Genomic DNA, 23,541 nt, shown 5'->3' with positions numbered 1-23,541 from the left:
GCTTGCTCCTGCCTAACCCTCTATTCTTGGCGCTGGCGGCTGTAGGCCTCGAAGCTGTCGCTGCCAAGCTGGCGTCGCTCGACCAGTGCCCAGCGGCCATGTGCATCATCGAGTGCAGCGAGCCCGAAATCAGACACCGCACCCCGGCCGCCCCCGATGACGATCGGCGCGCGGTAGATTTCGAGCCGGTCGACCAGATCGTCTGCCAGCAAGCTGGCGGCGATATCCGCACCCGCCTCGACGTAGAGATAGAGCGCCTCCAGCGCGCCAATCTGCGCGGGGGTATTGATGACCCTGACGCCATCGGGCGCGACCCCGCGCGTCAGCACAATGCGTTGCGGCGCGTGATGCTCCAGTCCCGGCAGGCGTACGTCGAGCCGTGGTCGGTCCGCGCGCCAGGTGCCGCCGCCGACGAGAATGGCATCGGCGCGGGCACGCTGGGCATGGACATGCGCGCGCGCCTGCGGGCCGGTGATCCATTGGCTTTCTCCGCCCGCCGTGGCGATGCAGCCGTCGAGCGACATGGCTATCTTCATCGTGACATGCGGGCGGGCATGCGCGGCGCGGGCGAGGTAGCCGGCGAGGCTGGCCTGCGCGGCAGGAGAGGAAAGCAGGTCGGTGGCCACCCTTGCGCGGCGCAGCCGGGCCAAGCCTTCGCCCGCGGTGCGCGGGTCGGGATCCTCGACGCCCGCCACCACGCGCGCCACCCCGGCATGCGCCAGCAGGTCGCAGCAGGCGGGGCCGCGCTCCGAACGGTGGGCACAGGGTTCGAGCGTGACATAGGCGGTCGCCCCTCGCGCAGCGTCGCCAGCCTGCGCCAGAGCTGCGGCCTCAGCATGCGGACGTCCGCCAGTTGCGGTCCAGCCGCGTCCGACGACAATTTCGTCGCGGACCAGAATGCAGGCGACACCGGGGTTGGGGTGGCTGGCAGGACGCGCGCGCGTGCTTAGCCGCGCTGCCGCATCCATCCAGCGCGCATCACTCGCCGTTGTCGGCACCGTCCGAACCTGCCGCGTAGAGTTCACGCCGCCGCGCTTCGGCCGCGACTTCCTCGCGGGCGCGTTCGATTGCGGCCTCGCGCTCCATCGCGTCGACATCGAGCCCCGTGGCGCGCCCCAGCGCCTTGTAGGCTTCGACCTTGCGTTCCTGAAGTTCGGCGCGCTCGGCCTCGCGCGCTTCCTTGCGCTGCTGGTTGGCGATGTTCGACTGGCGGATTTCCTCGTCGCTGCGCCCTTCGGCAAAGGTCGAGATATAGCTTACCTTCGGTGCATCGGGCGGACGGAAATGCGATTCCTGCGTCAGGGCGAGCAGGCCGCCGAGCGGGATCGCGAAGGACACGGCAAGCAGCGGCCAGCGATAGGGGCGCGGTTCGCGCAAATAGTCCCACAGATCGGCAAAACCGGCCTTGGCATTGAAACGAGAGGTCAGGCGCATGGCAGGCAAGATAGGGGCTTTCGATGAACCGCGCCAGTCTGCGTCAATCGAACGCGGCGTAGAGTTCGCGCCCGTGCCGGCTGAGCCAGCGGTTGGCCTGATCGATATCGCCCTCGTAGAGCTCGCCCAGCAGCGCGTGGAAGGCGGGCGAATGGTCGAAATGCACCAGATGCGCGACTTCGTGCGCCACCACCGAACGGCGGATCGCATCGGGAGCCTGCACCAGCCGCCAGTTCAGCCGTAAAACGCCTTCGGACGAGCAACTGCCCCAGCGCTTGCGCGCACGGGTAAGCTTGACGCTGGCAGTATCGAGCCCGGCGGCCGAACAGTAATCGCGCGCGTCCGCAGCGAACAGACGCAGCGCTTCGGCTTCGAGCCAGCGCTGCAGGCGACGCGTCAGCGTGTCCTGCGGCCCGCCGATCGTCAGAGTATCGCCGTCGAGGTCCGGACGCCGCGGGACATCTGCGCGCCAGTCGAGCGCTATCTGCGTGCCGCGATACATCAGCCTCCGCTCGGCGACCGGATCGCGTTTCGGCGGGATTTTCGCGAGCTGTTCGGTCAGCCAGTCGCGGCGCGCATGAACGAAGCCGATCGCCTCGACGCTGCGGCACCAGTGCGGCAGCGTGATCCGCACCGCGCTGCCATCGGGCGCGAGCCGAAGCGTCAATCGCTTGGCGCGGCGGTTGCGAATAAGATCGATCGGCAGCGTGCGGTCCCCAAGCTCGATCTCGGGTTCGATCGCTTCGCGGCGCAGCCAGTCGATCATGCCGCCGCGTCCCCTTGCGCGGGCTCGTCGTCATAATCGTCGTCCCAGTCGACGACATGGTGTTCGAGCGGTCCCGCCTCGTCCTCGCTGACGACGCGCCCCGCCACCGAAACGCCCGCACCGACCACTGCGTCGCGATCGCCGCTGATGAGATAGTGCCAGTGCGGCAGCGGGCGGCCTTCGGCGCGCAGGCGATAGGCGCAGGTCCCGGGCAGCCAGCTGACATCGTCGACGATGCGCAGCGTCAGCCGCAGGCAATCCGGGACGAAGGCCTTGCGGTGCTTGTAATCCATGCAGCGTGCGGTCTGCGTGTCGAGCAGCCGGCAGGCGACATTGGTGTGCTCGATCTCGCCGCTGTCTTCATATTCGACCTTGTGCAGGCAGCAGCGTCCGCAACCGTCGCACAGCGCTTCCCACTCCGCCGTATCGAGATCGGCCAGCGGCCGCTCCCAGAAACGGTCCCTCAGCGCACCCATTTTTCCAGTTCCGCAGCGACCGCCTCGGGCCCCTCGTCGGTCGGCAGCATGGCCAGCGGCTCGCCGTCGGGGCCGAACAGATAGGTGATGTTGGTATGGCCGACCAGATAGCCGCCCGCTTCATTGGCTTCCTCGATCGAATAGGTCGCGGCGAAGGCATCGGTGACCGTGTCGATCTGTGCCTTGGTCCCCGTCATGCCTATCAGGCGCGGGTGGAAGCTGTCGGTGAACTCGGCAAGCACTTCGGGTGTATCGCGCGCGGGATCGACGCTGATGAACAGCGGCTGGATTTGCGCGCCCAGCTCGGGATTGGCCTGCTCGAACGCCTTGAGACCGGCCATTGCGCGCTGGGTATCGACCGGACAGACGTCGGGGCAATAGGTGTAGCCGAAATAGAGCGTGCGGTACTGGCCGTCGAAATCGCTCCAGCTGACATCCTCGCCGGTCTCGCCCGTGAGCGTGAATTCCTCGCCGATGGCGGCACCTGCAAGTGGGGGCTGGGCAGGGGCGGATTGCTGGCAGGCGGCAAGCGCGAGCAGCGCGGCGAGCAAGGGGGTATGGTTGCGTATCATCGTGCGACGGTTCATGGTCTGCTAACCGCCGCTCGGCAAGAGCGAGTCCGCGATTGGATCACAGATTACAGGGGCATTCACACGGTGAAGCGTTTCGCGACGAATATTCTACTGGCTGCGCTGGCAGGGTCGCTGGCTGTTACGCCACTGCATGCGCAAGGCCAGCGCGACGGGTACAAATTCCTCGAGGCGGTCAAGAAGCGGCAAGGTGACGAGGTGACCCGGTTCCTCGAGGAGCCGGGCAGTGTGCTGGTCAATTCGCGCGACCTGTCGAGCGGCGAGACCGCGCTGCACATCGTGACCGAACGCCGCGACCCGGTGTGGCTGCGTTTCCTTCTGGCGAAGGGTGCCAATCCCAACCTTGCGGACAGGAACGGCACCACCCCGCTGCAGCTTGCCGCGCAGCTCGGCTTTTCGGAAGGGGTCGAGATCCTCGCCGAACGGGGCGCCTCGGTAGACGTGCCCAACACCACCGGTGAAACGCCGCTGATCGCCGCGGTCCACCGCCGCGATGCCGGGCTGGTCCGGCTGCTCGTCTCGAAGGGCGCCGATGCCGATCGGGCGGACAATTCGGGCCGCACCGCGCGCGATTATGCGAAGCTGATGGGCGCGCGCTCCAACATGCTCGATGAAATCGAACGCGCCGAGGCCGAGCGCGGCGAACAGACCGAAGCCTACGGGCCGAGCTGACCATGGACGTCGCCGATCTCACGCTCGACGAATTGCGGCTCGCGCTGGCCCCGGGGATCGCCGATTCGGCGGTGTTCGACGGCTGGAGCGTGGAAGCGCTCGACATGGCCGCCCACCAGCTCGGCGCCGACCGCGACGTCGCGCGGCTGGCGTTCAAGGACGATGGCGCGATGGGCATGATCTGTGCCTGGATCGAGACTACCGACCGGCAAATGACGCTCGACCTGCCACCCGAAACGCTCGCGGCGATGAAGATCCGCGAACGCATCCGCAGCCTCGTGCAGTACCGCCTCGATGCGGTGGCGGGGCAGGAAGAAGCGCTGCGCCGCGCGCTTGCGATCATGGCCATGCCGCAGAACGCGCCGCGCGCGCTCAAGACGGGCTGGAACAGCGCGGATGTCATGTGGCGGCTCGCGGGCGACACCGCGACCGATTACAACCACTACACCAAGCGCGCGATCCTCGCATCGATCTACGGCGCGACGCTGGCGGTCTTCGTCGACGACCAGAGCGAGGGCAAGGCCGAGACCCGCGCCTTTCTCGACCGGCGGATCGACGGAGTGATGAAGTTCGAGAAGGTGAAGGCCAAGTGGCTCAACCCCGACCGCGAGACCTTCAGCGTTTCGCGCTTCCTCGGACGCCTGCGCTACCCCGCACGCTAACGGGCTATTGATAACCGGTTGCAACAAGCGCGCAGTTCTGACAGGGCGGCGCGCATGACGCTGGACGGGTTCGAAAACGATACGACTGCACGAATCGTCGCGGTCGACTGGGCTTCGCTGGCCGAAGGCGAAGCCAAGCGCCTGCGCGCGCTGGGCGTGGACGAGGGGGCCGAAGTCTCGGTCGTCCATCGCGGCGTCTTCGGGACGCGCGATCCGCTGGCACTGCGCATCGGCCGGATGACCATCGCGCTGCGCCGCGTACATGCCCGCGCGATCGAGGTGGAACCCGCATGAGCCGTCATCGCACTGCAGCCCTCGTGGGCAATCCCAACGCCGGCAAGTCGGCGCTGTTCAACGCGCTAACCGGCGCGCGCCAGAAGATCGCCAACTATCCCGGCGTCACGGTCGAGCGCAAGGCGGGCCGGCTCACTCTGCCAAGCGGCGAGCCGCTCGAACTGATCGACTTGCCCGGTTCCTACAGTTTCGATGCCGCCAGCCCCGACGAGGACGTCACGCGCAAGGTCGTGCACGGCGAATTCGAGGGCGAAGCGCTGCCCGAAGTGCTCGTGCTGGTGCTCGACGCCGCCAATCTCGAACAGCACCTGGTGTTCGCGCAGGAAGTGCTCGAGCTCGGCCGACCCACGGTGGTTGCGCTCAACATGGTTGACCTGGCCGAACGCGACGGGCTGACTCTCGATGCTGCGGCGCTGTCGGCCGCGCTCGGCGTGCCCGTGATCCCTACCGTTGCGGTGCGCCGCAAGGGGCTCGACGAATTGTGCGCGGCGATCGCCGAGGCGGAAAGCCATGCCGACGAGGAAGCCCACAAGCGCTGGCACATCACGCTGCCCGAACGCCGGTTGGCCGCCAAGCACATGGCGCGCGCCGCGATCCTGTCGGCTTCGGCGCGGCACACGATCGAGAACGGGGTCGACCGCGTCCTCCTCAATCCGTGGATCGGGCCGGTCATCCTGTTCGGCCTGCTGTTCGTGATTTTCCAGGCAGTGTTCGCCTGGGCCACGCCTTTCGCCGATGCGCTGGAAGGCGCGGTCGGCGCGATTTCGGGCTGGGTCGCCGACATCATGCCCGACGGTTTCTTCCGCGACTTCCTGACCGAGGGCGTGCTCGCCGGGGTCGGGTCGGTGGTGGTCTTCCTGCCGCAGATCGTGATCCTGTTCTTCTTCATCCTGGTGATGGAAGCGACCGGCTACATGGCGCGCGCGGCCTTCCTGATGGACCGGCTGATGGCCGGTGTCGGCCTGTCGGGCAAAAGCTTCATCCCGCTGCTGTCGAGTTTCGCCTGCGCCATTCCCGGCATCATGGCTGCCCGCTCGATCCCCGATCCCAAGGACCGGCTGACGACCATCCTCGTCGCACCGCTGATGACCTGTTCGGCGCGCCTGCCCGTATATGCGGTGATCATCGCCGCGGTCATTCCCGAGACCACGCTCGGGCCCGGCATCGGCCTGCAGGGGCTGGTGCTGTTCGCGCTCTACCTCGCCGGAATCGTCGGCGCCCTGGTGGTGGCGCTGGTGCTGCGCAACACGCTGGCCAAGGGCGCCGCAAGCGGTTTCATCATGGAAATGCCGCGCTACCAGATGCCGCGGGTCAGGGATCTGGCCATCGGCCTGTGGCATCGCGCCTATGTCTTCCTGCGCCGCGCGGGCACGATCATCTTCGTGGTCACCATCGCGTTGTGGCTGATGCTCAGCTTTCCCAAGGCCGAGCCGGGCGAAAGCCAGCTCGACGCCAGCGTCGCCGGGATGGTTGCCGACGGCCTGCATCCGGTGCTCGAACCGATCGGTTTCAACCGCGAGATGAGCCTCGCGCTGATCCCCGCAATGGCCGCGCGCGAGGTAGCGGTTTCCGCGCTCGCGACGACCTATGCGGTCGATGCCGAGGACGAGGACCTTGCTGCCGAAGGCGTGACCGACAAGATCGCTGCGCTGTGGACCCTGCCGACCGCGCTGGCCTTCCTCGCCTGGTTCGTTTTCGCTCCGCAATGCATCTCGACCATCGCGGTCGCACGGCGCGAAACCAATGGCTGGAAGTGGCCGACCTTCATGGTCGTTTACCTTTTCGCGCTGGCCTATGCCTTCGCCGGACTGACCTTCTGGATCGCGACCGCGGCGGGGTTGTGACCAAGCACCTCCACTACGGGGGAAACTCGCCCGTGGCCCTAGATGCGACTCGCACCGTCGGTTAGGCCAAGCGCCAACAGATACGAAGGAACGATTCGATGGCCGGTAGCCTCAACAAAGTCATGCTGATCGGAAACCTGGGCGCCGACCCGGAAATCCGCAGCTTCCAGAACGGTGGCAAGGTCGCGAATCTGCGCATCGCCACCAGCGAAACCTGGAAGGACCGCAACACCGGCGAACGCCAGGAACGGACCGAATGGCACACGGTGGCGATCTTCTCCGAAGGACTCGTCGGCGTGGTCGAACGCTTCCTGCGCAAGGGCAGCAAGGTCTATATCGAAGGCCAGTTGCAGACGCGCAAATGGCAGGACCAGTCGGGCAATGATCGCTATTCGACCGAAGTCGTGCTGCGCGGCCTCAACGGTACGCTGACCATGCTCGATGGCGCCCAGGGTGGATCGGGCGGCGGCGGCGGTGGCGGCCAGCGCGGCGGCGGCTACGGCGGCGGAGGCGGTGGCTCCTACGGTGGCGGCTCGCAGGGCGGCGATAATGGCGGCGGCTGGAACCAGGGCGGCGGCGGATCGTCGGGCGGCAGCGCGGGCGGCGGCTCGAACTACGACGACCTCGACGACGACATTCCCTTCTGATCGTGGCTAGCCCGCTGGCGGGCAAACGCCTTTCGTGATCATGATGGACAAGGCCTTCTTCCTTCACAGGAGGAAGGCCGTTTTGCCTATAATGCCGGCCGGTTGCGACTATACGCGCCGATCACAAGTAACCACAGCTATGAAATTCTTGCCGTGGCTCGGGTCCGAAGCCGCCCCCGCCGGATCAGCCCATCCCGCTCCTTTTAGCGCATCTTAACCAAGTTCCACCTACTTCGCCCGGTTCAGGGGGGAGGTCAGAATGAGAATGCAGGACGAAGGAACGAGCGATCGCTGGCTCTCGCATTGCGTGTGGATTGTCGCGCTGTGGGCCAGTTTCTTCAATCTTCTCAACTTCAATGGCTATCCGCTCTTTCGGCCCGAGGTAGCCGTAACCATGCTGGCGCTCGCCCTGATCGGGGGGGTGATGGCTCTCGTCCAGCAAGCTGCCAAACCGCGGCTTTGGTTTCTCGTCGTGGCACTCTTCGCAGCGACGCTGGTCGATCTGAACGCATCGATAACCGCTATCTGGTTCCTTGGCTTCTGGGCCATTTTCGCGGTGATCGCTTTCTGTGCCCGCGAAATTTTCGTCAAGATTCTCTTCGCGGCGGCCGCTGCGGTACTCCTTTTCCAAGGTGCCGAACTGGCATTTAACGACGGCAGCCATCGTGAAGTCGAGAACGAAGCGCAAAACTTGCAGGACCCCGACCGAGATCGCGCGGACCGCCCGGCGATCGTTCACCTGGTGCTCGACTCCTATCTTGGGCTGGACGGCATGGCGCTGGGGCCGGAGGTTTACCGGGACTTGCGGTCCGAACAGGTCGACTTTTTCACCAAGCACGAGTTTCAGGTCTACCCGCGCGCCTACAGTCCGCATGCGAAGACCTTGAATTCGCTTCCGGCGCTGTTCTCCTATGGGCAGGACGAGCCCGTAGTCCATTCGATCGCTTCGGAATATTCGATACCCGAGCAACTCCCCTATTTCGCCGATCTTGATGCGATGGGATATCGCATCGACGCCTTGCTCCCCGCATATTTCGATCTGTGCGTGAAGCAGAAGCTCACACGGTGCAGGACGTTCGAAAGTTCCGGTCTGGCTTCTATGCTGGACACCGAACTGAGCGCGACAGACCGAGCGAAAGTGTTCGGCTTTACGATGTTCAACCTGACTAGGACGATCCGCACGGCCACGGGCAGGATCCGCCCAGATCCCACGGCCCGCCTGGCGAACAACCGTAGCGAGCTATTCCCGCTTACCTCGCTCGGCCAATTTGACAGGTTTGTGGCTGACCTTGCCGATTTGCGCGAGGGGGAAGTGAAGTTCGCGCATATTCTGTTGCCGCATGATCCGTATATGCTGGCCGCCGATTGCACGGTGAAACCCGAATCCGACTGGCTCGATGAGCACGGGCCGGGCGCGGTCGCTTCGCGCGAAATAGGCTATGCCGATCAGGTTCGCTGTCTACAGCAGCGGCTCGACCGGCTGATCGAGGCGCTCGATCTCACTCCCGCGGGCCGCGAAGCGATCGTCCTGATCCATGGCGATCACGGATCGCGGATCGCTCCCACGCAGCCATTTATTGACGGGCCACAGCTTTCGCGGCGTGAGTTGCTGATGTCCTATTCGACTTTCTACGCGATCCGTGTTCCCGGTGAAAGCGCTGGCGAGGTTTCCGGAACGCATTCCCTCGGACGATTGATGGCTGATTTCCGCGCGCGCGAATTCGCTGCAGCTCCGCGGCCCGCACCTGCGCCGGATCAGGTGGCGGCGACAGATTTGGCAGGTACTCCGCGCGAGTGGCGCCCACTGCCGAGTTTTACCGAGTAGATTAATAAGATTTTAGCCAAACTGCTTCATTTTTGACCGCAGCCCATAACCCTTGCGAAGGAATCTCGATGCTTCAAAGAACCATGGTTTCGCTTGTCGGCCTTACCGCCATGCTCAGCCTATCTGCACCGGCCCATGCCTATATCGATCCCGCGACGGGCAGCATCGTCCTGCAGGCAGCGATCGGTGCTGTTGCCGGGGCGACGCTGTTCTTCCGCACTTCGCTGTACAAGGTGAAAGCGCTGTTTAGCCGCCAGAAGCCCAGCGGCGACGAATGAGCGCCAGCGCAGTCCTGGACCCCGGTTCGTTTCGCGATCCGGACGGCCGAGTGTTCCGCATCGGCGAGAAGGTGTTCCGCTCGGTTACGGGCAGTGCGGCTCGTAATTTTGCGCGTGCTGAAGAAGCCGGCGTCATGCGAAAGTTGGTCGACAGAGGCCAACTGGTCGATTTCACCGATGTGACTGAACAGGCATCGAAGGTCGGGATCGAACAGGCGGATGTCCTCCTTTCACACCCGCAGATCCCGTTCATTTCATATCCGTATGAATGGAGCTTCAGCCTGCACAAAGCGGCCGCGCTGGCGCACCTTGACCTCCATCTCGAGCTTTTGTCCGAGGACTTCACACTGGTCGATGCGACTGCATACAACATGCAATTCGACGGGACCCGACCGGTGCATATCGACCACTTGTCGATCCGCCCGTATGAAGACGGCGAGATCTGGGCCGCCCATCGCCAATTCTGCATGCAGTTTCTTAATCCGCTGCTGATGTGGTCGATGCTCGATCTCCAGCCGAACCACTGGTTTCGCGGATCGCTCGAAGGCATTGCGCCCGAAGACCTGGCTAAACTTGTTCCGCTGAGGAAGCGGCTCAACTGGACCGTGCTTACCCACGTTATCGCTCAGGCTACGTTGCAGAACCGGTCGGTGCAGTCGACGACGGGGTCGTCGCGGTACCGCGAGGCTCGCCTTCCACGCTCGAGCTTCGAAGGTATGCTTCGCGGTCTGCGCGGGGCTATCGCGAAAATGGAAGTCCCGTCGCACAAGACGGTGTGGGGCGAATACGCGAACAACACCAGCTACGCCGCTCCCGAAGCTGCGACCAAGCACGATCTGGTAAAGGAGGCGGTTGCCGCCATCAAGCCCGGCCTGCTCTATGATATCGGCTGCAATACGGGCGATTATTCGAAGTCGGCGCTAGAGTCTGGGGCCGGAAAGGTCATCGGATTCGATTTCGACCACGGCGCTTTGGAGATCGCCTTCAAGCGCGCACAATTGGAACAACTCGATCTGTTGCCGCTGTGGCTCGATGCCGCCAATCCCAGTCCCTCGCAGGGCTGGGGCGAAGCAGAACGAATGGGCCTTTCAAAGCGCGCCAAGCCCGATGCGCTCCTGGCACTCGCGTTCATTCACCACATCGCCATCGGGCGCAACGTCCCGCTCGACATGGCCGTCGACTGGCTCGTGTCCCTGGCGCCTGCCGGGGTGATCGAGTTTCCCCATAAGGAAGATCCAATGGTGCAGCTGTTGCTGTCGCAGCGGCCGGATATTTTCCCGCACTATCACAACGACACTTTCGCCAATCTGCTGTCGCAGCGCGCGCAGATTGTGAAAGCAGTAGACGTGCTGCCAACCCGAACGCTGTACTGGTTCCAGCGCAACTAGCGCTCTCGACGACGACATTCCCTTCTGATCGTGGCTAGCCCGCTGGCGGGCCAAGCTGGCACTGCCCGTCTCGGGCCCTATCCGCTTCGGTTGGGCGGATTACAGGCGCTTGACCAGATAGTCCGCGCTGGCGGGGCATAGAGCAGCGAATTCCCGCGAAGAGGCAACCCGCTCGGGGGCCTCGCCTCTGGGGCAATCGCGATAGCCGAGCTTGCGGAAGAAATCGCCTGCGGTGGTCGTCAGCAGATGCAACCGAGCGGCACCATCGCGGCGTGCTTCGCTTTCGAGCAAGGCAACCGCCTCGGCCCCCGTGCCCTTTCCCCGCGCAGTGCCGCTAATGACGAGCGAGCGCAGAATGCGGTCGGGCCCATCGCCTTCGATTCCGCCAAAGCCGATCCATTGCGGGCCATCGTGGAAGGCAAAGAAGCGGCGCCCCTCTTCGGCAAGATCCTCGACCGGCAGGCCCTCTGCCGCCAGCGCGCGGATCATCTGCTCGTTCGCGACTGCCGGGGTGATGGATAGCGCGGTCATCGTCCGTCCTTCTTGAGTCCGGCCAGCGCTTCCGCCAGTGGGCCGCTCGGGGCGTGGTCCTCGTCGCTGACAATGCCGGCCTTCTTGCGCGCTTCATCGGCGTCAGGGCCTTCGCGATAGGGATCGATCGCGAGGGCAAGCGTCTGCGCGATCGCCTCGCCGAGGTCGAAGCTGTCGCCTTCATATTCGATCTCGTCGAGATCCTCGCTGTCGAGTTCGATCTCCTCGTCGGGCGCGTGCTCGGGCAGCGATCCAGCGGGGACGAAGCGCAGAGCAAGTGGCTCTTCGACCGCATAGGATAGCTCCTCGCGCGTCACCGCGCAGGGCTGGGTGATGGTGGCGGACAGGGTACCGTTGGCGAGCACCGCTTCGTCCTCGGTGGCGAATTCCACCGTCGCGGTGAGCGCGGCGATCGCGGTCACTGCAAATCGATCGGCCAGCGCGAGGCGCTCGGCATCGTTCGCTTCGATCGTCAGCGGTTCGGCCGGGAGAGCACGGGGCTTTACCGGACGAGAGAGTTCGGGCGCGCTCATGCCGCGATCTCCCCTGCGCGGAGCTGGCTGACATCGGTCCGGGCGAGCCGCGCGTGCAGCGCCGCCATGCACTGGACCAGCGCTTCGGCTTCGTCGGGCTGCGCCATGGTGACGTTGCGGCGCACCGCTTCGACCAGCACCTTGGTATCGCTGCGCAGGCCTTCGCGATAGGCGCCGATGCGTCCGTTCATGCTTTCCATCAGCGCGTTGATCTTCTTGCCCACGGTCGGATCGCCGATACCGGCTTCGCGCATCTGACCTTCCATGTCTTCGACGAACAGTTCGGTCAGCCGCGCGGTGCTGGCTTCCATGCCGCCTTCATCCTCCAGCCGCAGCATGACCAGCGTCAGCACCAGCGTGATCATGTCGTAGCGACCCTCGACGCTGTCGGCGACGCCGCACATGCGGTACCAGTCAGGATCGCGCGCCTCGGCCACGGTGCGGTGCCACAGCGCGCGCCATTCCTCGCGCGGGTCGGGTTGAGTCGAGAACAGGCGAGAGAAGAAGGACACGAAACTACTCCGTTCAGCGGCAATACAGGCCGCGATCCCCAAGCGGTCCCCAATGCCGAGTTGCATGGGCCGACGCTTTCGGATTAAGGCGTTCGCCAAGCATATAGGGAGGCGGCCGCTCGCGGCCAAGCGCCTGCCGAAAGACGGAGATTTGCTGTTCCCATGAACAGGTCGAAAATTCTGGGCCTTGCCGTTGTCGGCGCGGCTGCCATCGCCGCCACCGGCTGCAGCGCAATCCGCGAACCGCGCGGCTACATCGTCGACGCCACGCTGGTGCAATCGGTGCAGCCCGGGATCGACAATGAGCAGAGCGTCGCCGGGACGCTGGGGCGCCCGACTTTCGAAAGCCAGTATGGTCAGAAGACCTGGTATTACGTGTCCAGCACGACGGGGCGCAAACCCTTCGTGCGGCCGCGTATCCGCGAACATTCGGTACTGGCGGTGAAGTTCGACGAGGCGGGGAATGTCGTCTCGGCAGATCGCACGGGGATGGACCAGGTCGCGTTCCTCAGCCCCGATGGCGATGCGACGCCGACGCTGGGTCGCGAGCGCAGCTTCCTCGAGGACCTGTTCGGCAATATCGGCGCGGTCACCCAGCCGGGTGTCGGCCCGGGCCAGTAAGTCGGCCCGCGGCAGCCGGCGCGGCTTGACCCCCGCGTCGCACGCCCCATATCGCGCGGCATGGACGACAGAGACAATCGCCACGGGCTGACCCAGTGGCATTCCACCACCATCATCGGCGTCAAGCGCGGCGATACCACCGTGATTGCCGGGGACGGACAGGTCTCCATGGGCAATACGGTGATGAAGCCCAATGCGCGCAAGGTCCGCCGGATTGGTGAGGGCGAGAAGGTCGTGGCGGGGTTCGCCGGTGCGACCGCCGATGCCTTCACGCTGTTCGAACGGCTCGAGAAAAAGCTCGAGCAGCACAATGGCCAATTGCTACGTGCCGCGGTCGAGCTGACCAAGGACTGGCGCACCGACAAATATCTGCGCAATCTCGAAGCTTTGATGATCGTCGCGGACAAGGAGAACCTCCTTGTCCTCACCGGCAATGGCGACGTGCTCGAGCCTGAAGGCGGTATCGCGGCGATCGGTTCGGGCGGCAATTATGCGCTCAGCGCGGCCAAGGCGCTGGTCGATTACGAAGACGATCCCGAAGCGATCGCGCGCAAGGCGATGGCGGTAGCCGCCGACGTCTGCGTCTTCACCAATGGCAATGTGACGCTTGAGACCGTCTAGGCTCAAGGGATCGAGGAATTCATGGACAATCTGACCCCCAAGGCGATCGTCGCCGCGCTGGACGATCACATCATCGGCCAGAAGGATGCCAAGCGCGCGGTCGCGGTGGCACTGCGCAACCGCTGGCGCCGCCAGCGGCTGGGCCCCGAACTGCGCGACGAAGTGACGCCTAAGAACATCCTGATGATCGGCCCCACCGGCTGCGGCAAGACCGAGATCAGTCGACGGCTGGCCAAGCTGGCAGAAGCGCCCTTCATCAAGATCGAAGCGACCAAGTTCACCGAGGTCGGCTATGTCGGCCGCGACGTTGACCAGATCGCGCGCGATCTCGCCGAGGAAGCGATCCGGCTGGAGAAAGAGCGCCGCCGCGAGGCAGTGCGTGAAGCGGCGAGCAAGGCGGCGATGGACCGGTTGCTGAACGCGCTGGTCGGCGACAATGCCAGCGAAGCGACGCGCGAGGCTTTCCGCCAGCGGATCGTCGACAATTCGATGAACGACACCGAAGTCGAGATCGAGGTGCGCGAGCAACCCGGACAGCAGATGGACATCCCCGGGATGCCCGGCGGGGTCGGGATGATCGACCTCTCCGACATGCTCGGCAAGGCTATGGGCAAGTCCAACCTCAAGCGGCGCAAGCTGAAGGTGCCCGATGCCTGGGACCGGCTGGTCGACGAGGAAGCCGACAAGCGTATGGATCAGGACGACGTCAATCGCGTCGCGCTGGAGAATGCCGAGACCAACGGCATCGTGTTCCTCGACGAGATCGACAAGATCGCGGTCAGCGATGTGCGCGGCGGCAGCGTCAGCCGCGAAGGCGTGCAGCGCGACCTTCTGCCGCTGATCGAAGGCACCACGGTGGCGACCAAATACGGCCCGATGAAGACCGATCACGTGCTCTTCATCGCCAGCGGGGCGTTCCATGTGTCGAAGCCCAGCGACATGCTGCCCGAATTGCAGGGTCGCCTGCCGATCCGCGTCGAATTGCGCGCGCTGACCGAAGAGGATTTCGTGCGTATCCTCAAGGAAACGCGCGCCAATCTGGTCGAGCAGTACCAGGCGCTGATCGGCACCGAGGACGTCACGCTCGATTTCACCGAGGATGCGATCACCGAAGTCGCCAAGCTGGCGGCGCAGGTCAATGAAGCGGTCGAGAACATCGGTGCCCGTCGCCTGCAGACTGTGATGGAGCGCCTGCTCGAGGACATCAGCTTCGAGGCCGAGGAGCACAAGGGCGAGACGATCACGATCGACGCGAACTACGTGCGCGAACGGCTCGAAACGCTGGCCGGTGATACCGACCTCAGCAAGTATATCCTGTAATGGACGAGCCGGTGCGCGATGGAGCGGCGATGATCGCCGCCATGGCGCCGCGGCTCGACCCGCGTCTCTGGCGCTTCGTTCTCGTGCAACCCGATACCGCGCCGCAATTGCTCGGCGCGGCAATCGGCACTTTCCGTGAGGACGAGGGGGTCTCTGCGATCGTTCCGGCCGATGTGGCGGATGAACTCGGGATCGAAGGACCCGACTTTGCGCGTATCACGCTGATGGTGCATTCCGACCTCGAAGGCGTCGGTCTGACCGCCGCAGTCGCGTCGGCGCTCGCGGATGCCGGCATTGCCTGCAACATGGTCGCGGCGCTGCATCATGATCACGCCTTCGTCCCTGCGGACCGCGCCGACGAGGCACATGCGGTGCTGCGCCGATTGGCGGGGGCGGCGGACTGACCATCCGGACGGGCGTTCAGATCTTCTACCCTGCCCAGCGAAACCGAAGCGCGCGAAGGGAGTTTCCTGGGTGAAGCGCCCCACATTTCGGCCGCGCCCAATTTCCCCCCGAAAGGACGAAACTAATGAAAATCCTGATGGTCCTGACGAGCCACGACAAGCTCGGCGACACTGGCGACAAGACGGGCTTCTGGCTCGAGGAATTCGCTGCTCCCTATTACGTTCTCAAGGACGCCGGACACGAGATCACGCTGGCCAGTCCCGCAGGCGGCAAGCCGCCGCTCGATCCGAAGTCCGACGAGCCCGATGCACAGACTGCGGCGACCGAACGCTACAAGAAAGACAGCGAGGCGCAGGCGCAACTGGCTTCGACCGAGAAACTTGCGGATGTCGATGTCGCATCGTTCGACGGGGTCTTCTACCCGGGCGGGCACGGGCCGCTGTGGGACCTCGCCGAAAGCGCGGTTTCGAAAGCCGTCATCGAAGGCACGCTGGCCGCCGGCAAGCCGGTGGCGCTGGTCTGCCATGCACCCGCCGTGCTGAAGAACGTCACCGCGCCGAATGGCGAACCGATCGTCAAGGGCCGCAAGGTGACCGGTTTCACCAACCAGGAGGAAGACGCGGTCGGCCTGACCGATGTCGTGCCCTTCCTGCTCGAAGACATCTTGATCGAGCAGGGCGGGACGTTCTCGAAGCAGGGCGTTTTCGAACCCTATGTCGTTCAGGACGGCCTGCTCATCACCGGCCAGAACCCGCCGTCGAGCGAGCCTGCCGCCGAAAAGCTGCTGGAAGCGCTCAAAGCAGGCTAGGCTTCGGCGCGTTCATGAAAAGGGCGGGCGAGGGTAAACCCCGCCCGCCCTTTTTTATGCCCGCAGCCACATACTGTCGGCCGCGTCCTTCAAGTGACGACCACGGTCGCGAACATTCGGATTAGGGGTGCGGGGCAAGGCCGATCTCGACGCCGGTCTTGTCGGTCAGCGCGAACTTGTCGACGAGATCGCTGCTCGCTCGATTGAGCCCAACGACCTGTACGCTGCGACCGTTGCGACGCATGCGTTCGACGACCTTGTCGAGCGCGCCGACCGCGCTGATATCCCAGAAATGGGCTTTCGAGACGTCGATGATCACATGGTCGGCGGGGTCGGGCTGCGTGCTTTCGGGGCCGAGTGCCGCTTCGAAACGCTCCACGCTGGCATAGAAGATCTGGCCCTTCGCGCGGTATACTGCGGTCTCGCCATCGCGTTCGCGCACCACTTCGAACATGGTCATCACCTTGTGGGTGAAGAACACGCCCGACAGGATCACGCCTGCCAGCACGCCCAGCGCCAGATTGTGCGTCGCCACCACTACGGCCACCGTCACCAGCATGACCACCGAGCTCTGCCACGGATGCGTGCCGATATTGGGGATCGAATTCCACGAGAACGTGCCGATCGACACCATGATCATGATTGCGACCAACGCTGGCATCGGCACCTGGCCGACGAGATCGCCCAGCAGCGCCAGCAGGATCAACAGCGACAGGCCGGCGGTGAAGGTCGACAACCGGCCGCGGCCGCCGCTGGTGACGTTGATGACCGACTGGCCGATCATCGCGCAGCCGCCCATGCCGCCGAAGAATGCGGCGACGATATTGGCGATACCCTGGCCGCCGCTCTCGCGGCGCTTGTTGCTGCCGGTATGCGTCATGTCGTCGACGATCTGCGCGGTAAGCAGCGATTCGAGCAGGCCGACCGCGGCCATGGTGGCCGAATAGGGCGCGATGATTGCCAGCGTTTCCCAGTTGAGCGGGACATCGGGCAGCGCGAAATAGGGCAGGCCTTCGGGCAATTCGCCCATGTCGGCCACCGTGTTGACCGGTGCATCGATCCAGATCGACAGCGCGGTGAGCACGATGATCGCGATCAGCGGGCTGGGCACGGCGGTAAAGATCTTGGGGATGAGGTAGATCATCGCCAGCGCGGCGGCGACCATGGCGTAGGTCATCCAGCCGATCCCGTCGGCGGTGGGATCGAGCTGCGGCAGCTGCGCCATGAAAATCAGGATCGCCAGCGCGTTGACGAAGCCGGTGATGACCGAGCGCGAGACGAACTGCATGAGCAGGTCGAGCCGCAGCAGCGCGGCAATGCCCTGGAAGATGCCCATCAGGATCGTCGCGGCGAAGAGGTATTCGACCCCGTGATCGCGCACCAGCGGCACCACCACCACGGCCACGGCCGCAGTCGCGGCCGAGATCATGCCGGGACGCCCGCCGGTGAAGGCGATGACCATGGCAATCGCGACCGAGGCGTAGAGACCGACGCGCGGATCGACCCCGGCGATGATCGAGAAACCGATCGCTTCGGGGATCAGCGCGAGCGCGACGACGAGCCCGGCCAGCAGGTCGGCACGGATGTTGGAGAACCAGTCGCGGTGGATCGCGGCACGGTCGAGCATGGCAAATATCCTGTCAGGTCCGGGAATGCGCAGCGACGAACGCGCGCGGTAATTCGCGCGGCCCTATGGACCATGTTGCACTGCAGAACAAGGGCGGGGCGCCCCGGGCATGCGTTCAGTCGCCGCGTTCCGCCTGCTGGCGCGCCCACATTTCCGCGTAGAGCCCGCGCGCGCCGAGCAGCTCGGCATGCGTCCCGCTTTCGGCCAACCGGCCTTGGTCGAGTACGAGGATGCGGTCGGCATCGGCAATGGTCGACAGGCGGTGCGCGATCGCCAGCGTGGTCCGGTGCTGCGAGACCCGGCGCAACGTGGCGAGGATCGCCTGTTCGGTCCGGCTGTCCAGTGCGCTGGTTGCTTCGTCGAGCAGCAGGATGGGCGGGTCCTTCACCAGCGTACGCGCGATGGCGACGCGCTGCTTTTCGCCCCCCGATAGCTTGAGACCGCGTTCGCCGACTTCGGTGTCGAGCCCGTCGGGTAGCTTCTCGATGAAGGGCAGAATGGCGGCATCGCGCGATGCGTTGATGACCTGTTCGCGGCTGGCCCCGTCGCGGCCATAGGCGATGTTGTAGCCGATCGTGTCGTTGAACAGCACGCTGTCCTGCGGGACGATGCCGATCTGCGCGCGCAGGCTCGCCTGCGTCACCTGCGCAATGTCCTGCCCGTCGATCAGGATGCGGCCAGCCTGCGGGTCGTAGAACCGGAACAGCAGCCGCCCGATCGTGCTCTTGCCCGCGCCGGACGGCCCGACGATCGCGACATGGCTGCCCGCGGGCACTTCGAAGCTGAGCCCGTGGAGGATTTCGCGATCCTCCTCATAGCCGAAATGAACGTCGTCGAATGTCACCACCGGGTGGCGCACCACCAGCGCTGGGGCGCCCGGAAGATCCTGCACCTCGTTCTGCGTGTCGATCAGACGGAACATCTCCGCCATGTCGATCAGTCCCTGCCGGACGGTGCGATAGACCATGCCAAGCATGTCGAGCGGACGGAATAGCTGGATCAGATATGTGTTCACGAGCACCAGATCGCCCGTGGTCAGCACGCCGCGGCTCCACTGCCAGACGGTGAATCCCATCGCGCCGCCCATCAGCAGGTTCATGATGACGGCCTGCGTGATGTTGAGCAGCCCCAGCGAGTTCTCGCTCTTCACCGCCGCTTCTGCGAACGACCTGGCGGATTCGGCATAGCGCGCGTGCTCGCGGTGCTCGGCGCCGAAGTATTTCACCGTTTCGTAATTGAGCAGGCTGTCGACCGAGCGCGCCAGCGCAGTGCCGTCGAGTTCGTTCATCCTGCGACGCAGCTCGTTGCGCCATTCGGTGATCTTGCGCGTCACGGTGATATAGGCGGCGACGGTGAGCGCGGTCGCGGCGACCAGCTCCCAGCCGAAGTTCAGGTAGAAGATGACGCCGACCGCGATGAGCTCGATTGCGGTGGGAGCGATGTTGAACAGCAGGAAGTAGAGCATGATGTCGATGCTCTTGGTCCCGCGGTCGATCGTCTTGGTGACCTCTCCCGTGCGACGCGAGAGATGGAAACGGAGCGAAAGCTGGTGCAACCGGACGAACGTGTCTTCGGCAAGCTGGCGGGTGGCGTCCTGCCCGACGCGTTCGAAGGTGATGTTTCGCAGATTGTCGAACACCACTGCGGCAAAGCGTCCCGCGGCATAGGCGATGACAAAGGCGAGCGCCGCCATCATCGCCTCGTTCGCGGGCGTGGTCATCGCGTCGACCGCACCCTTATAGGCGAAGGGTAGCGCCAGCGTGGTCGCCTTCGCCAGCAGCACGAACAGCATCGCGCCGACGATCCGCCGCCTTAGCGCGCGGTTGTCGGCCGGCCAGAGATAGGGGAGAAACCGCCGGATCGTGGCCCAGCCTTCGGGATCGTCGGGCCGGGCGGTGGAAGCGTTGTCGGGCGGCATGGGCGCCTATGTGGGAGGAATGGTGCGGCGGGGCAAGCGGTGGCCGCTACGAGCCCGACGCTAGGGTGTGAACGGTCCGCTCGCGGGCATGCGACCACGGCGCCCGGGAATGTCGAACAACACCTGCCGCTTGGCGAAATCGATTGCCACGCGGTCGAAGGCACGCATGTTGGCGATGCCGAGAATCAGCGCGGGCCGCTTGCTGAAGCCCAGCGCGGCAAAGGTCGGGCTTTCGGTGAAGCCGACCGGCACATTGCCCAGCGCCATGCCACCGATTACCACTTCGCGGACATAGGACAATTCGCTGACCACCGCGGTACCGTGCACGTCGACGCTGACGGTTTCGCCCTGTTCGCGAGCGCGCAGTCGGCGCAACAGGGCGGTATTTCCCACGCTGCCCTGTGCGCCGGTATCGATGACCACGGCCGCACGCACGCCGTTCACCATTGCATCGGTGATGACCATCTGTCCCAGCTTGCGCCGCGCGCGGACGATGATCTCATATCCGCTGTTGCCGCCCAGCGTCTGCGCATCGGCGACCAGCATGCGTTCGGTGCGGAAATCGATCAGCACGCGCAGATCCTGCAAGCTGTCGAGCCCGAGAATGCCGTCGGCGCCGATGTGCTCGCGGCGCAGCAGGGGGGATAGCAGGCCGGTGATCGCGCGGTCGGCAAAGCGCAGCTCGTCGATCTCGACCAGATCAACCACGGCCGCGCTGCCCATCGCTACCAGCATTGCCTGTCCGCGCCGGAGCAGGCCGAGATCGTCGACGATGCGATGCGTGACCACGGTTGCCTGCGCGCCGGTGTCGATCAGGAAGCGATAGGGCCCCTGACCATCGATCATGACCGGAACCGTCAGCCGCTCGTAGCGATCGCGGTCGATCGCCTGATCGGTGGGCGCGGGGCCGGGCTCTTCGGCTTGTGCCGAGGCATCCGGCTGAAGCTGCACAATCGGTGCGGCAAACGCGACGGCAATGGCAGATACATGGGCAAGCATCGCCCTATCCTCAGGCTCGAAAAGCCAGAGTACCATGACGGGACGCTACGACAAAATGCGACACACCCCCGATTGCGGCGGCCGGGCGCTTTGATCTACCGCGCGGTACATCTTCGATCGGACGTTTTATGACCGAACAGCGCAGCCGGATCCTCGTTACGGTCCTGGCCCACAATGAAGAGCGGCGTATCGCCGCGTGTCTCGACAGTCTTCCGCTGGGCGAGCGCGGCGTACGCGTGGTGGTGGTGGTAAATGGCAGCAGCGATGCGACCGCGGACATCGTCCGCACCTATGCCGCGCGCGGGGTCGAACTGGTCGAATATGCCGAAGGCGGCAAGGCGCGCAGCTGGAATCGCTTCATCCTCGATTGCGCTCCGGCAGCAGACACATACGTCTTCGTCGATGGCGATGCCGAACTGGTGCCGGGTTCGCTCACCGCGCTCGCCGACTGCCTGATGGACAATCCGCAGGCCAATGCGGCGTCGGCCCCGCCGATGAACGGACGTAACGCAGCATACTATCGCCGACTGATGGCGCAGGAGGCGGGGCTGTTCGGCGATTGCTATGCGCTGCGCGGCAGCTTCGTCGAGCGCTTTCGCGACAGCCGCATCCGCCTGCCCGACGATCTGATCGGCGATGACGGGCTGATCGCCGCGCTCGCGCATACCGACCTTGGCGACGAAAGCCGCTGGCAGGCGAACCGCGTGGTCGGCTGCGCCGGGGCGGGCTTCTATTGCGAGCCCAACCGGATCGACCGCAACGGGATTGCGGCACAGGCAAAACGGATGATCAATTACGCGCAGCGCCGCTTCCAGAACCGCATCATCTCTTCGATCATGCGCGGACCCGGTCCGCGGGCGCTACCCGCGACGCTGGCGCAGACCTATCCCGCCTGGCTCGGCCAACTGCGGCCGCGGCTCAATCCGCTATGGTACTGGTTCGATCGACGGGCACTGGCGCGGATGCGCGAGGCGGCAGCGGATCGCCCGGGCTGCGCCTGATCATCGCCATGCTCTGGCGTACGACATCGGGCCAGACGAGATAGAGCACCGCGGCATAAGTGGTGGCGCCCGCGCTGCCGAGGATGCCGAGCGTCAGGACGGGGCCGATGTCGGCAGGCAGCACCAGTCGCAGGGCCGACACCACCGCCGCCATTGCCGCGCAGGCCAGCACCGGCGGCGCGGCCGCAGCCAGCAGGCGGCGTAGCGGAAGCTCGATCTGCGGCAGCGTCAGCGCGAGCGTGAAGGCAAGCAATAGCGGCGCCGCGATCCACCAGGCATGGACCAGCCCCTGCGCGCCGAAGCGCACGCCGATAAAGAAAGACGTGGCGAAGATCACCGCTCCGGCGATGCTTGTGGCGAGATAGATGCGCTCCTTGCCCGTCGCGGTGCAGGTAGGCGAACAGATGATCTGCACGGCCATCAGTGGCATCACCAGCGCGAGCCCCGCGACGATCGGCGCCATGCCCGTCCACTTCGGGCCGAACACCACCAGGATCGCTTCGGGTGCGGTCAGCGAAAGGCCGATGTAGATCGGGCTGACCACCAGCAGCACGCTTTGCATGGTGCGTTCGAAATAGGGGCCGAGACGGCGGCCCGCCTTGTGCAGTTCGGCATAGGCGGGGAAGGCGACCTCGTTGAGCGGCGGAATGAAGCGTCCGGTTACGATCAACGTCAGGAAGAGCGCCTCCGAATAGAGGCCCAGATCGTAGACAGAGAACACGCGCCCGGCGATGAAGATGTCGCTCTGGCTCTGGACGATCCAGAACAATTGGCACAGCGTCAGCGCGCCGCCGAAGGTGATCATCCGCCGCGCCCCCCTGAGATCGAACACGGGGCGCACCCACAGCCTCGCGGCCACGCTCATTATGACTGCGCGCACCGCATAGCCCGCGATCGGCGCATAGATGAGCGCCCAGACGCCGAAGCCGAACCACGCCAGCGCCAGCGCGGTAAGCGCTGCAGCGATCGCCGAAACGAGATTGGCGATGCCCTGGCTGCGGAACTCGAGCCGCCGTGCGAGCAGCGCAGTGGGCAGGGCGGTGAAGGGGATGGCAAGGAAGATAAGCGCCTGGACCTGCAGCAGCCGGGCGACTTCGGGCTGGCCGTAATATTGCGCCACGAGCGGGGCGAGCAGCAGCTGGATCGCGGCGAGCGCGCCATTGGTGACCAGCAGCAGCGCGAAGACCTGCCCGATGTCGCGTTCGCTAACCTCGTCCGACTGGATCAGCGAGCTGGCAAAGCTCCACCCGTTGAGGAAGCTCAGTGCGGTGACCACCACCTGGCTCATCGCGAACAGGCCGTAATCCGACGGATCGAGCAGCCGGACCACGAGGATCGTCGACCCCCAGGTGATGAATTGCGCGATCAGCTGGCTGCCCCAGCGCCATGCCAGTGCATTGCGCACGCGTGCCGCAAATCCTTCGGGGGCCTCTTGTTCGCGCGCATCGCCGATCGTCATGGCGCAGGTGCTAAGCGCGATTCGAGGCGATTGCGAGATGCGAGATTCGCTTATCCGGGATGAATCGGTGCCGATTCCACCGCGCAATCGGCGATTCAAACGCCAAATGGGAGGCTGCGTGGTTGCATCCTACCGCAACGCCCCTATCTATGGGGGGCTGGTGCAGTCTTGAAACGCCCGCATTTTCGCGAGTTTGCGCAAAGCGTGAAACAAAATTGCAAAAAGGGCATTGACCGAATCTTGGGTGGGGCCTAGATGGCCCTCACCGACGCGGCGCTGACGGCTTCCACCGTTCGCTGCATTGGTCGCC

Annotated in this window: 26 protein-coding genes; 14 read left to right on the top strand and 12 right to left on the bottom strand. The window is 64.9% G+C overall.

The window, feature by feature from the left end:
* Window positions 1-20: 20 nt before the first annotated feature.
* The 5 genes from ribD to FHS69_RS10570 are packed head-to-tail and all read right to left on the bottom strand — an operon-like array spanning window position 21 to window position 3,248.
* A complete protein-coding gene (gene ribD, locus FHS69_RS10590) occupies window positions 21-968 on the bottom strand; it encodes a bifunctional diaminohydroxyphosphoribosylaminopyrimidine deaminase/5-amino-6-(5-phosphoribosylamino)uracil reductase RibD (RefSeq protein ID WP_166777921.1) in 948 nt (315 codons plus the stop codon).
* 10 nt (window positions 969-978) lie between these two features.
* On the bottom strand, window positions 979-1,434 hold the full coding sequence (locus FHS69_RS10585; RefSeq protein ID WP_166777682.1) for a hypothetical protein: 456 nt from the start codon (window positions 1,432-1,434) through the stop codon (window positions 979-981).
* 43 nt (window positions 1,435-1,477) lie between these two features.
* Window positions 1,478-2,200, bottom strand: coding sequence for a M48 family metallopeptidase (locus tag FHS69_RS10580; RefSeq protein ID WP_166777681.1), 723 nt, complete (start codon window positions 2,198-2,200; stop codon window positions 1,478-1,480).
* On the bottom strand, window positions 2,197-2,676 hold the full coding sequence (locus FHS69_RS10575) for a YcgN family cysteine cluster protein (protein WP_166777680.1): 480 nt from the start codon (window positions 2,674-2,676) through the stop codon (window positions 2,197-2,199). Before FHS69_RS10575 ends, FHS69_RS10580 begins: the two co-directional genes overlap by 4 nt.
* Window positions 2,664-3,248: an SCO family protein gene (locus FHS69_RS10570; protein ID WP_130587113.1), complete on the bottom strand. Its 585-nt coding sequence runs from the start codon at window positions 3,246-3,248 to the stop codon at window positions 2,664-2,666. Before FHS69_RS10570 ends, FHS69_RS10575 begins: the two co-directional genes overlap by 13 nt.
* Window positions 3,249-3,332: 84 nt before the next feature.
* Here FHS69_RS10570 and FHS69_RS10565 point away from each other — a divergent pair, with 84 nt between their 5' ends.
* The 8 genes from FHS69_RS10565 (at window position 3,333) to FHS69_RS10530 (ending at window position 10,876) form a co-directional block, all read left to right on the top strand.
* The gene (locus FHS69_RS10565) at window positions 3,333-3,938 is read left to right on the top strand and encodes an ankyrin repeat domain-containing protein (RefSeq protein ID WP_308258852.1); all 606 of its coding nucleotides are present in this window, start codon (window positions 3,333-3,335) and stop codon (window positions 3,936-3,938) included.
* Window positions 3,939-3,940: 2 nt separating this feature from the next.
* Window positions 3,941-4,600, top strand: coding sequence for a COQ9 family protein (locus FHS69_RS10560; RefSeq protein WP_166777678.1), 660 nt, complete (start codon window positions 3,941-3,943; stop codon window positions 4,598-4,600).
* A 54-nt stretch (window positions 4,601-4,654) separates the two neighbouring features.
* Complete coding sequence (locus tag FHS69_RS10555; RefSeq protein ID WP_067467800.1) at window positions 4,655-4,894, top strand: FeoA family protein; 240 nt, start codon at window positions 4,655-4,657, stop codon at window positions 4,892-4,894.
* Window positions 4,891-6,738 (top strand): ferrous iron transporter B, encoded by a 1,848-nt coding sequence (gene feoB / locus FHS69_RS10550; RefSeq protein ID WP_166777677.1) that lies wholly within the window; start codon window positions 4,891-4,893, stop codon window positions 6,736-6,738. The genes FHS69_RS10555 and feoB overlap by 4 nt, the downstream gene beginning before the upstream one ends.
* A 98-nt stretch (window positions 6,739-6,836) precedes the next feature.
* Window positions 6,837-7,385, top strand: coding sequence for a single-stranded DNA-binding protein (ssb, locus tag FHS69_RS10545; RefSeq protein WP_067467794.1), 549 nt, complete (start codon window positions 6,837-6,839; stop codon window positions 7,383-7,385).
* Between the two features lie 259 nt (window positions 7,386-7,644).
* Complete coding sequence (locus tag FHS69_RS10540; protein WP_166777676.1) at window positions 7,645-9,210, top strand: alkaline phosphatase family protein; 1,566 nt, start codon at window positions 7,645-7,647, stop codon at window positions 9,208-9,210.
* Between the two features lie 68 nt (window positions 9,211-9,278).
* Entirely contained in the window at window positions 9,279-9,488 is a 210-nt protein-coding gene (locus FHS69_RS10535) for a hypothetical protein (protein ID WP_130587109.1), read from the top strand.
* Window positions 9,485-10,876, top strand: coding sequence for a class I SAM-dependent methyltransferase (locus FHS69_RS10530; protein ID WP_166777675.1), 1,392 nt, complete (start codon window positions 9,485-9,487; stop codon window positions 10,874-10,876). Before FHS69_RS10535 ends, FHS69_RS10530 begins: the two co-directional genes overlap by 4 nt.
* Window positions 10,877-10,975: 99 nt before the next feature.
* Here FHS69_RS10530 and arsN2 read toward each other — a convergent pair whose 3' ends face one another.
* The 3 genes from arsN2 to FHS69_RS10515 are packed head-to-tail and all read right to left on the bottom strand — an operon-like array spanning window position 10,976 to window position 12,452.
* Window positions 10,976-11,407: an arsenic resistance N-acetyltransferase ArsN2 gene (gene arsN2, locus FHS69_RS10525; RefSeq protein ID WP_166777674.1), complete on the bottom strand. Its 432-nt coding sequence runs from the start codon at window positions 11,405-11,407 to the stop codon at window positions 10,976-10,978.
* On the bottom strand, window positions 11,404-11,940 hold the full coding sequence (locus FHS69_RS10520; RefSeq protein WP_166777673.1) for a YceD family protein: 537 nt from the start codon (window positions 11,938-11,940) through the stop codon (window positions 11,404-11,406). Before FHS69_RS10520 ends, arsN2 begins: the two co-directional genes overlap by 4 nt.
* Complete coding sequence (locus FHS69_RS10515) at window positions 11,937-12,452, bottom strand: ubiquinol-cytochrome C chaperone family protein (RefSeq protein WP_166777672.1); 516 nt, start codon at window positions 12,450-12,452, stop codon at window positions 11,937-11,939. Before FHS69_RS10515 ends, FHS69_RS10520 begins: the two co-directional genes overlap by 4 nt.
* 162 nt (window positions 12,453-12,614) lie before the next feature.
* Here FHS69_RS10515 and FHS69_RS10510 point away from each other — a divergent pair, with 162 nt between their 5' ends.
* The 5 genes from FHS69_RS10510 to FHS69_RS10490 all read left to right on the top strand — a co-directional run bounded on the left by FHS69_RS10510 (window position 12,615) and on the right by FHS69_RS10490 (window position 16,227).
* Window positions 12,615-13,073: an outer membrane protein assembly factor BamE gene (locus tag FHS69_RS10510; RefSeq protein ID WP_067467788.1), complete on the top strand. Its 459-nt coding sequence runs from the start codon at window positions 12,615-12,617 to the stop codon at window positions 13,071-13,073.
* A 60-nt stretch (window positions 13,074-13,133) separates the two neighbouring features.
* Window positions 13,134-13,694 carry an ATP-dependent protease subunit HslV gene (gene hslV / locus FHS69_RS10505; protein WP_067467785.1) on the top strand — a complete coding sequence of 187 codons (561 nt, stop codon included), beginning with the start codon at window positions 13,134-13,136 and terminating at the stop codon, window positions 13,692-13,694.
* Window positions 13,695-13,715: 21 nt separating this feature from the next.
* The gene (gene hslU, locus FHS69_RS10500; protein WP_166777671.1) at window positions 13,716-15,014 is read left to right on the top strand and encodes an ATP-dependent protease ATPase subunit HslU; all 1,299 of its coding nucleotides are present in this window, start codon (window positions 13,716-13,718) and stop codon (window positions 15,012-15,014) included.
* Window positions 15,014-15,418, top strand: coding sequence for an ACT domain-containing protein (locus tag FHS69_RS10495; protein WP_166777670.1), 405 nt, complete (start codon window positions 15,014-15,016; stop codon window positions 15,416-15,418). Before hslU ends, FHS69_RS10495 begins: the two co-directional genes overlap by 1 nt.
* 125 nt (window positions 15,419-15,543) lie before the next feature.
* Window positions 15,544-16,227, top strand: coding sequence for a type 1 glutamine amidotransferase domain-containing protein (locus FHS69_RS10490; protein ID WP_166777669.1), 684 nt, complete (start codon window positions 15,544-15,546; stop codon window positions 16,225-16,227).
* A gap of 121 nt (window positions 16,228-16,348) precedes the next feature.
* On the opposite strand, the gene FHS69_RS10485 is transcribed toward FHS69_RS10490, so the two are convergent.
* The 3 genes from FHS69_RS10485 to FHS69_RS10475 form a co-directional block, all read right to left on the bottom strand.
* The gene (locus FHS69_RS10485; RefSeq protein WP_166777668.1) at window positions 16,349-17,854 is read right to left on the bottom strand and encodes a SulP family inorganic anion transporter; all 1,506 of its coding nucleotides are present in this window, start codon (window positions 17,852-17,854) and stop codon (window positions 16,349-16,351) included.
* Between the two features lie 115 nt (window positions 17,855-17,969).
* Window positions 17,970-19,772 carry an ABCB family ABC transporter ATP-binding protein/permease gene (locus FHS69_RS10480; RefSeq protein WP_166777667.1) on the bottom strand — a complete coding sequence of 601 codons (1,803 nt, stop codon included), beginning with the start codon at window positions 19,770-19,772 and terminating at the stop codon, window positions 17,970-17,972.
* 60 nt (window positions 19,773-19,832) lie between these two features.
* Window positions 19,833-20,723, bottom strand: coding sequence for a retroviral-like aspartic protease family protein (locus FHS69_RS10475; RefSeq protein ID WP_341801770.1), 891 nt, complete (start codon window positions 20,721-20,723; stop codon window positions 19,833-19,835).
* A gap of 176 nt (window positions 20,724-20,899) precedes the next feature.
* Between FHS69_RS10475 and FHS69_RS10470 the strand changes: the two genes are divergently transcribed.
* Window positions 20,900-21,772, top strand: a complete 873-nt coding sequence (locus tag FHS69_RS10470; protein ID WP_166777665.1) for a glycosyltransferase — start codon at window positions 20,900-20,902, stop codon at window positions 21,770-21,772.
* Here the strand turns inward: FHS69_RS10470 and FHS69_RS10465 are convergent.
* Entirely contained in the window at window positions 21,690-23,231 is a 1,542-nt protein-coding gene (locus FHS69_RS10465) for a lipopolysaccharide biosynthesis protein (RefSeq protein ID WP_243844638.1), read from the bottom strand. The two genes, FHS69_RS10470 and FHS69_RS10465, sit on opposite strands and share 83 nt — an antisense overlap.
* Between the last annotated feature and the right edge of the window lie 310 nt (window positions 23,232-23,541).

It is taken from the genome of Qipengyuania flava (genome assembly GCF_011762005.1).
Lineage (GTDB): Bacteria > Pseudomonadota > Alphaproteobacteria > Sphingomonadales > Sphingomonadaceae > Qipengyuania > Qipengyuania flava.
This window is presented reverse-complemented; position numbering and strand designations above follow the sequence as displayed.

Bases quoted from the DNA above. Each gene is read 5' to 3' on its own strand.
- FHS69_RS10540 (WP_166777676.1), top strand. From the start codon at position 7,645: ATGAGAATGCAGGACGAAGGAACGAGCGATCGCTGGCTCTCGCATTGC.
- FHS69_RS10555 (WP_067467800.1), top strand. From the start codon at position 4,655: ATGACGCTGGACGGGTTCGAAAACGATACGACTGCACGAATCGTCGCG.
- FHS69_RS10585 (WP_166777682.1), bottom strand. From the start codon at position 1,434: ATGCGCCTGACCTCTCGTTTCAATGCCAAGGCCGGTTTTGCCGATCTG.
- FHS69_RS10530 (WP_166777675.1), top strand. From the start codon at position 9,485: ATGAGCGCCAGCGCAGTCCTGGACCCCGGTTCGTTTCGCGATCCGGAC.
- FHS69_RS10495 (WP_166777670.1), top strand. From the start codon at position 15,014: ATGGACGAGCCGGTGCGCGATGGAGCGGCGATGATCGCCGCCATGGCG.
- FHS69_RS10510 (WP_067467788.1), top strand. From the start codon at position 12,615: ATGAACAGGTCGAAAATTCTGGGCCTTGCCGTTGTCGGCGCGGCTGCC.
- hslV (WP_067467785.1), top strand. From the start codon at position 13,134: ATGGACGACAGAGACAATCGCCACGGGCTGACCCAGTGGCATTCCACC.
- FHS69_RS10575 (WP_166777680.1), bottom strand. From the start codon at position 2,676: ATGGGTGCGCTGAGGGACCGTTTCTGGGAGCGGCCGCTGGCCGATCTC.
- hslU (WP_166777671.1), top strand. From the start codon at position 13,716: ATGGACAATCTGACCCCCAAGGCGATCGTCGCCGCGCTGGACGATCAC.
- FHS69_RS10490 (WP_166777669.1), top strand. From the start codon at position 15,544: ATGAAAATCCTGATGGTCCTGACGAGCCACGACAAGCTCGGCGACACT.
- ssb (WP_067467794.1), top strand. From the start codon at position 6,837: ATGGCCGGTAGCCTCAACAAAGTCATGCTGATCGGAAACCTGGGCGCC.
- FHS69_RS10470 (WP_166777665.1), top strand. From the start codon at position 20,900: ATGACCGAACAGCGCAGCCGGATCCTCGTTACGGTCCTGGCCCACAAT.
- FHS69_RS10485 (WP_166777668.1), bottom strand. From the start codon at position 17,854: ATGCTCGACCGTGCCGCGATCCACCGCGACTGGTTCTCCAACATCCGT.
- FHS69_RS10535 (WP_130587109.1), top strand. From the start codon at position 9,279: ATGCTTCAAAGAACCATGGTTTCGCTTGTCGGCCTTACCGCCATGCTC.
- FHS69_RS10520 (WP_166777673.1), bottom strand. From the start codon at position 11,940: ATGAGCGCGCCCGAACTCTCTCGTCCGGTAAAGCCCCGTGCTCTCCCG.
- arsN2 (WP_166777674.1), bottom strand. From the start codon at position 11,407: ATGACCGCGCTATCCATCACCCCGGCAGTCGCGAACGAGCAGATGATC.
- FHS69_RS10570 (WP_130587113.1), bottom strand. From the start codon at position 3,248: ATGATACGCAACCATACCCCCTTGCTCGCCGCGCTGCTCGCGCTTGCC.
- FHS69_RS10580 (WP_166777681.1), bottom strand. From the start codon at position 2,200: ATGATCGACTGGCTGCGCCGCGAAGCGATCGAACCCGAGATCGAGCTT.
- FHS69_RS10480 (WP_166777667.1), bottom strand. From the start codon at position 19,772: ATGCCGCCCGACAACGCTTCCACCGCCCGGCCCGACGATCCCGAAGGC.
- ribD (WP_166777921.1), bottom strand. From the start codon at position 968: ATGGATGCGGCAGCGCGGCTAAGCACGCGCGCGCGTCCTGCCAGCCAC.
- FHS69_RS10465 (WP_243844638.1), bottom strand. From the start codon at position 23,231: ATGACGATCGGCGATGCGCGCGAACAAGAGGCCCCCGAAGGATTTGCG.
- FHS69_RS10560 (WP_166777678.1), top strand. From the start codon at position 3,941: ATGGACGTCGCCGATCTCACGCTCGACGAATTGCGGCTCGCGCTGGCC.
- feoB (WP_166777677.1), top strand. From the start codon at position 4,891: ATGAGCCGTCATCGCACTGCAGCCCTCGTGGGCAATCCCAACGCCGGC.